This is a genomic window from Deltaproteobacteria bacterium, assembly GCA_011773515.1.
In the GTDB taxonomy this organism is placed as follows: Bacteria; Desulfobacterota; Deferrimicrobia; order J040; family J040; genus WVXK01.
In genome coordinates this window covers 3,264-9,271 of record WVXK01000077.1, presented here as the reverse complement: position 1 = coordinate 9,271, position 6,008 = coordinate 3,264, and the positions used below count along the sequence as shown (strand labels likewise).

Genomic DNA, 6,008 nt, shown 5'->3' with positions numbered 1-6,008 from the left:
GTTATCCTTCCGATTACCCACGATGTCATGAGCCTTCCCCTGAGGGGGGCAAGGCACAGGGCAGCGCTCAGCATAACCTATGAGAGTGATGCCATATCTGTGGTCGTGTCCGAGGAAAATGGTGACGTTACCCTCTACGTGGAGAGAAATGACAGAAAGATTTCGACGAGGGAGGACCTCGAGTTGATTCTTTTCAGGATTTTCGCCGTCTCGAGGGGAAAGGAGAAAGAGCCCGAAGAGGAAGTGATCCACGAGGCCGAAACAGCCGCCCGGGACAGCATTGCGATTCCCGAGAGCAAAGCGAGTGCGTCTGAGGAATAGCCATGGAAAGAGGAGATAAAAGCGGAACAACCTTCAATGCCGTCCTTGCGAAAACCAAGGAGGCGGTGACGCGAAACATCCTTTTAAAAGTCCTTTCCGTTGCCATTGCGATATCCCTGTGGAGCCACGTGGTGGGAGAAAAGAACGTCCAGGTTGGCCTCATTGTGCCCCTGGAACTTCGGAGCCTTCCCTCGGGATACATCGTCACGAACAAGATAGAACGACAGGTGGAACTCAGGGTTGCCGGTCCGAAGAACCTGATCAGCTATTTGAGCGCTTCTGAAACGACGGCCTTTCTTGACCTGTCATCTGCCAAGGAAGGGAAAAACATATACCACCTCGGCGAGAAAAGCTTCAATATCCCCAAAGGTATCAATATCAGGGGAACCTATCCGGAAAAAGTGGAGGTCATCCTGGAGCGTCACCACAGGAAATCGGTTCCCGTTGCCGTCAAAATCAAAAATATGAGCAGCTTGAGGGATAAGATAGACGAGATCACCACGAAGCCCTCATCCGTTACCATAGAGGGGCCCGTCGTGGATCTGAAAAACATAACAGAAGTCGAAACGGAACCCGTTGACCCTTCCCGGTTTTCAGGAGAGGTGGATATCGTTGTGCCCCTTAACGTAAAGGGCCGGTTCGTGCGGGCTGTTGGTGACGGGATGGTTGCGGTCAAAATTAAATTCAAAAAGTAAAGTAACGTTTTCCCCCTTCCGAAAAAAAACATATAATATTCTGTTATTCCTCACCGTTACAAGGAGGAAGGCATGAGGAGAAAGCTTTTCGGCACAGACGGGATCAGGGGAATTGCGAACGCCGAGCCCATGACGGTGGAAACTGCAACAGCCGTGGGCAGGGCCGTTGCATATCACTTTAGAAACAGTTTTGGAAAACACAAAATCGTCATAGGGAAAGATACCCGGCTGTCAGGCTATATGTTTGAAACGGCCCTGTCTGCGGGAATCCTTTCAATGGGAGGAGACGTTCTCCTCGTCGGCCCCCTGACCACGCCAGGTATCGCATTCATTACCGCGAGCATGAGGGCAGACGCAGGAGTCGTGATATCTGCTTCACACAATCCCTTTTACGATAACGGGATCAAGATATTCGGCGGGGACGGGTTCAAACTCCCCGATGACGTGGAGGGGAGGATCGAGGAGCTCATGACATCGTCGATCCTGGATGAGCACCGGCCGGGTCCCGAAGACATAGGGAAGGCCAGTAGAATAGAGGATGCCACGGGCAGGTACGTTGTTTACCTGAAGAGCACCTTCCCGAAACGACTCACCCTCGACGGGATCAAAGTCGTGGTCGACTGCGGTAATGGAGCCGGATACCGTGCTGCACCATCGGTTTTTCAGGAGCTGGGTGCGCAGGTAAAGATCATAGGCGGGAACCCGGATGGGTTCAATATCAACAAGGATTGCGGATCGCTTCATCCGGAGAACATCTCTCAGATGGTTCGCGATGAGGGGGCGAACCTGGGCATTTGCCTCGACGGTGACGGTGACAGGTGCATCATTGTCGATGACAAAGGGGACATATTAAACGGGGACCACATCATGGCGGTATGTGGCATCAACATGCTGCAGGAGAAGAAGCTGAAGAAAAAAACGATCGTGGCCACGATGATGAGCAACATCGGATTCGAACTTGCCATGGAGAAAGCGGGGGTGCGGGTAAAAAGAGCCGATGTCGGCGACAGGTACGTGATAGAGGAGATGAGAAGAGGGAACTTCAACTTCGGGGGCGAGCAGTCGGGCCACATTATCTTCCTCGACCACGCTACGACGGGAGACGGGATCCTTGCATCCCTTCAGCTCATGAAAGTGGTGATACAGAAGGGCAGGCCCCTGTCTGAACTCAGGAAAGTCATGGAGGATTTTCCACAGGTTCTGTTGAATCTCGAGGTGGACAGGAAAATACCTCTCCGGCAGCTGAGGGAGACGGCGAATCTCATTCGTGATTACGAAAAAAACCTGATTGGACGAGGAAGGCTTTACGTGCGCTACAGCGGGACGGAACATCTCTTGAGAATCATGGTCGAGGGTGAAGATCAAAATGACATATCCCACATAGCCCGGCACATAGCGGAAAAAGCCACCCGGGAGATAAAACGATACCGGTCATGAAAAAGCTGGGGGTGAACATAGATCATGTCGCAACGGTAAGGGAGGCGAGGAAAACCGTGGAGCCAGACCCCGTTTACGCCGCAGCGATCGCGGAGCTTGCAGGAGCCGACGGTATCACCGTTCACCTGAGGGAGGATAGGCGGCACATAAGCGACCGGGATGTTTCCCTTCTTGCACAGTTTATCAAGACGAAGCTGAACCTGGAGATGGCGGCAACCGATGAGATGGTCGGCATAGCGAGAAGGTTGAGGCCACACTGCTGCACGCTGGTTCCCGAGAAAAGAGAGGAGGTGACCACAGAGGGCGGCCTCGACGTTATCGCTAATCTGGGCCACATCGAAGAGACAAACAGAGAGCTGAAAGAGGCAGGTATCGTGGTGAGCTTGTTCGTAGACCCCGTGCTCGATCAGATAAAAGCCTCGAGAGATTCCGGCGCCGACTATATCGAGATACACACGGGTTCCTACTGTGAGGTGTTCGGGACACCGGGGGAAACGCGGGAGCTCAGCAAGATAAGGGAATCGGCCTTTTTCGCCGCATCGATGGGCCTTGGAGTCAACGCAGGGCACGGGATCAACTACAAAAACATCATCCCACTTCTAAAGATCCCCCAGGTAGAGGAATTCAACATCGGACACGCAATCGTATCGAGAGCAGTTTTCGTGGGTCTCTACCAGGCGGTAAGGGAGATGGTTGAACTTTTGCGAGGAGTTCCGTGATTGTAGGAATCGGCGTTGACACGGTGGATATGGAGCGGGTAAAGCGCCTCGTGAAAGAGTACGGCCAGCGTTTCATGGACAGGGTATTTACCGAAGGCGAGATCGAGTACGCTCTTCGCTCTGTTGTGAGGTCACACGAGAGGCTCGCCGGAAGGTTCGCCATCAAGGAGGCGGTGATGAAGGCTCTCGGGACGGGAAAATCCGGGGGCATTCTCTGGAAAGACGTGGAAACGCTGAGAGGGCCGAAAGGCGAACCCCGGGTGGCACTCTACGGCAGAGCGAGAGAATACGCCGACAGGGCAGGGGTAAAATTAGTTCACGCAAGCATTACCCACGACGGAAAAATGGTTGTGGGGTTCGTAATCCTGGAAGGAGAAGGAAAATGAACCCTCTCGTCACGGCCGAGGTGATGGCCGAGATCGACCGGAGGAGTATCGAGGAAATAGGGATCCCCGGCCCCGTCCTCATGGAGAACGCGGGGAGGGGGACAGCGGCCGTCATAATCGAGACCCTCGAGAAGCAGGGCCTCTGGATCCCGGGGGTGCAGGTCACGGTCGTTTCGGGCATGGGAAACAACGGTGGCGATGGCTTCGTCGTTGCACGCTACCTCGAGGAACAGGATTGCCAGGTGGACTCATATCTCGTCGGCAGGATCAACGATACCACCGGCGATTTGCGGCTCAACATAGATATATTCTTGAAAGGCGGCGGGCAGGTCAAGGAGATCAGCGATGACGATGACATCAAGGATCTTGCCAGATCCGCCCAGAATGCGCACATCGTGGTCGACGCCCTGTTCGGGACTGGCCTTTCCAAGGATATCGAGGGAATTCATCGAAGCGTCATCGATACGATAAACACCTACGCAAAAACGGTCTGCTCAATAGACATTCCAAGCGGCGTCGATGCGTCAACGGGCAGGGTGCTGGGAGAAGCGGTTGTATCCGATGTAACCTGCACATTCGGCCTTATGAAGGTGGGGCAGGCCGTGCCGCCGGGGTGCTCCTACTGCGGGGACCTTCACATCCTCGATATCGGATTCCCGGAGATTGCCTTTGACAACCTGGAAGTCAAAAACTTTCTCGTAACTTCCCGGGGGGTAAGAGACCTGATTCCCGAGCGCCCGCTGGATTTTCACAAGGGGAATGCCGGTAAAGTGCACGTAATCGGAGGCTCGACGGGGCTTACCGGGGCTGTCGTCATGGCCTGCGAGGGGGCCCTGGTTGCCGGCTCCGGCCTCATATACGCGGTTATCCCCGAGAGCTTGAATGTAATTTTCGAACAGAAGTTGACGGAGCCGATGACGCTTCCCGTGTCCGATCCGGTTGCCGGCTGTTTTTCCAAAACCATGGCAGGCACTGTTTTAGAGAGGATTCACAATGCCGATGCTGTCGCCATCGGCCCGGGGTTGTCATTTCGGAAAGAGACGGAGGAATTTATTTCTTCCCTCCTTCCAAAAGTCGGAAAGCCTCTCGTGATCGACGCAGATGGGCTCAACTGCCTCAGCAACAATATGGGGATGCTCACCCATGTAAGCGCCCCGGTGATCGTGACCCCCCACGAGGGAGAAATGAGCAGGCTGTCGGGTTTCTCCGTAAAGGAAGTCAGGGAAGACCGCCTTGGTTTCGCGCGGAATTTTTCAAAGGACAACGGAGTGATAACCGTCCTAAAGGGATACAGAACGGTCATCGCCGACCCGGAAGGAACGATTTATGTAAACGACACGGGGAACCCCTACATGGCCACGGGCGGCATGGGGGACGTCCTTACGGGGCTGATTCTGTCCTTTCTCGGACAGGGTATGGTGCCGATCGAGGCGGCAATCTGCGCGGTACACCTCCACGGCCTTTCCGCAGATATCGCCCTCGAGGCGCATCCGAGAGCACCGGTATTGCCGAGACATGTTGTTTCCTATTACCCCAACGCGCTGGCAAAAATATTCGATCATGGGGAAACAGCCGATTTTTCCGAGACAGGGGGCGAATAGTTTCCTTACATGGGACCACTGAAGATCCCCGACACCATTTTTTCCGGAAACGATCAGGAGACGCGGTCTGTCGGTCGTGAACTCGTTCGAATACTCTGTCCGGGGGACGTGGTCTCGCTGGAAGGAGAGCTCGGCGCCGGAAAGACGCAGCTGGTCAAAGGAGTCGCAGAGGGTATGGGCATCGACCCGGAAAGTCAGGTTTTCAGCCCCACCTTTTCGATAATCAACGTGTACGAAGGAAAACAGGTGCTCTACCACATTGACCTGTACCGGCTGGGCGAAGATTGGGACGAACTCTCCCGGACGGGTATTTTCGATGTGATTGGGGGTGAGGGGGTCGCGCTGATCGAATGGGGAGACAGGGCAAAAAATTATTTGCCAAAAAACACCATTAGGATTATCCTAAAAATTTTAAACGATAACGACAGGGAAATAAAAATGCTGCGGGGCTGGAGCAATTAGGGGCTTGTTCGTGGATGCACCCTGACAGACAATATCCCCCTTTCTGCAGCCGGACAGGAAAGCGCGCTTTACAGTGTGTGATGGAGTCGGTTTTATCGAAGCAGGATCCGCATCCAAGGAGGAACGGTAGATGGCGCTCGTGGTTCAGAAGTTCGGGGGAACTTCCGTCGGTTCGATAGAGAAGATCCGCAACGTCGCCGGCATCGTGGCAAGGACGAAAGATGCGGGAAACGACGTCATCGTTGTCGTTTCCGCAATGGCGGGCGAAACGGACAGGCTCGTCAAACTCGTGTCTGAGGTCACCGACTTTCCCAATGAGAGGGAGTATGACCAGGTCGTCTCTTCGGGAGAGCAGGTCAGCATCGGACTGATCTCGATTGCTCTTGA

Annotated in this window: 8 protein-coding genes; all 8 read left to right on the top strand. The window is 54.3% G+C overall.

Annotated features, from left to right (window positions below; translation table 11 throughout):
- On the top strand, positions 1-321 hold a 321-nt coding region (locus GTN70_08925; protein ID NIO17106.1), incomplete at its 5' end, for a hypothetical protein.
- A gap of 2 nt (positions 322-323) precedes the next feature.
- Positions 324-1,016 (top strand): hypothetical protein, encoded by a 693-nt coding sequence (locus GTN70_08920; GenBank protein ID NIO17105.1) that lies wholly within the window; start codon positions 324-326, stop codon positions 1,014-1,016.
- 72 nt (positions 1,017-1,088) lie between these two features.
- On the top strand, positions 1,089-2,453 hold the full coding sequence (locus GTN70_08915) for a phosphoglucosamine mutase (protein ID NIO17104.1): 1,365 nt from the start codon (positions 1,089-1,091) through the stop codon (positions 2,451-2,453).
- Entirely contained in the window at positions 2,450-3,172 is a 723-nt protein-coding gene (locus GTN70_08910; protein ID NIO17103.1) for a pyridoxine 5'-phosphate synthase, read from the top strand. The genes GTN70_08915 and GTN70_08910 overlap by 4 nt, the downstream gene beginning before the upstream one ends.
- The gene (gene acpS / locus GTN70_08905) at positions 3,169-3,558 is read left to right on the top strand and encodes a holo-[acyl-carrier-protein] synthase (GenBank protein NIO17102.1); all 390 of its coding nucleotides are present in this window, start codon (positions 3,169-3,171) and stop codon (positions 3,556-3,558) included. The genes GTN70_08910 and acpS overlap by 4 nt, the downstream gene beginning before the upstream one ends.
- Positions 3,555-5,159, top strand: coding sequence for an NAD(P)H-hydrate dehydratase (locus GTN70_08900; GenBank protein NIO17101.1), 1,605 nt, complete (start codon positions 3,555-3,557; stop codon positions 5,157-5,159). Before acpS ends, GTN70_08900 begins: the two co-directional genes overlap by 4 nt.
- Before the next feature lie 9 nt (positions 5,160-5,168).
- Positions 5,169-5,621, top strand: coding sequence for a tRNA (adenosine(37)-N6)-threonylcarbamoyltransferase complex ATPase subunit type 1 TsaE (tsaE, locus tag GTN70_08895; protein NIO17100.1), 453 nt, complete (start codon positions 5,169-5,171; stop codon positions 5,619-5,621).
- A 130-nt stretch (positions 5,622-5,751) separates the two neighbouring features.
- Positions 5,752-6,008: aspartate kinase (locus GTN70_08890; protein ID NIO17099.1), on the top strand; the 257-nt coding region annotated here is incomplete at its 3' end.

Coding starts and splice junctions, on each gene's coding strand:
- GTN70_08920 (NIO17105.1), top strand. CDS start 324: ATGGAAAGAGGAGATAAAAGCGGAACAACCTTCAATGCCGTCCTTGCG.
- GTN70_08915 (NIO17104.1), top strand. CDS start 1,089: ATGAGGAGAAAGCTTTTCGGCACAGACGGGATCAGGGGAATTGCGAAC.
- GTN70_08910 (NIO17103.1), top strand. CDS start 2,450: ATGAAAAAGCTGGGGGTGAACATAGATCATGTCGCAACGGTAAGGGAG.
- GTN70_08900 (NIO17101.1), top strand. CDS start 3,555: ATGAACCCTCTCGTCACGGCCGAGGTGATGGCCGAGATCGACCGGAGG.
- tsaE (NIO17100.1), top strand. CDS start 5,169: ATGGGACCACTGAAGATCCCCGACACCATTTTTTCCGGAAACGATCAG.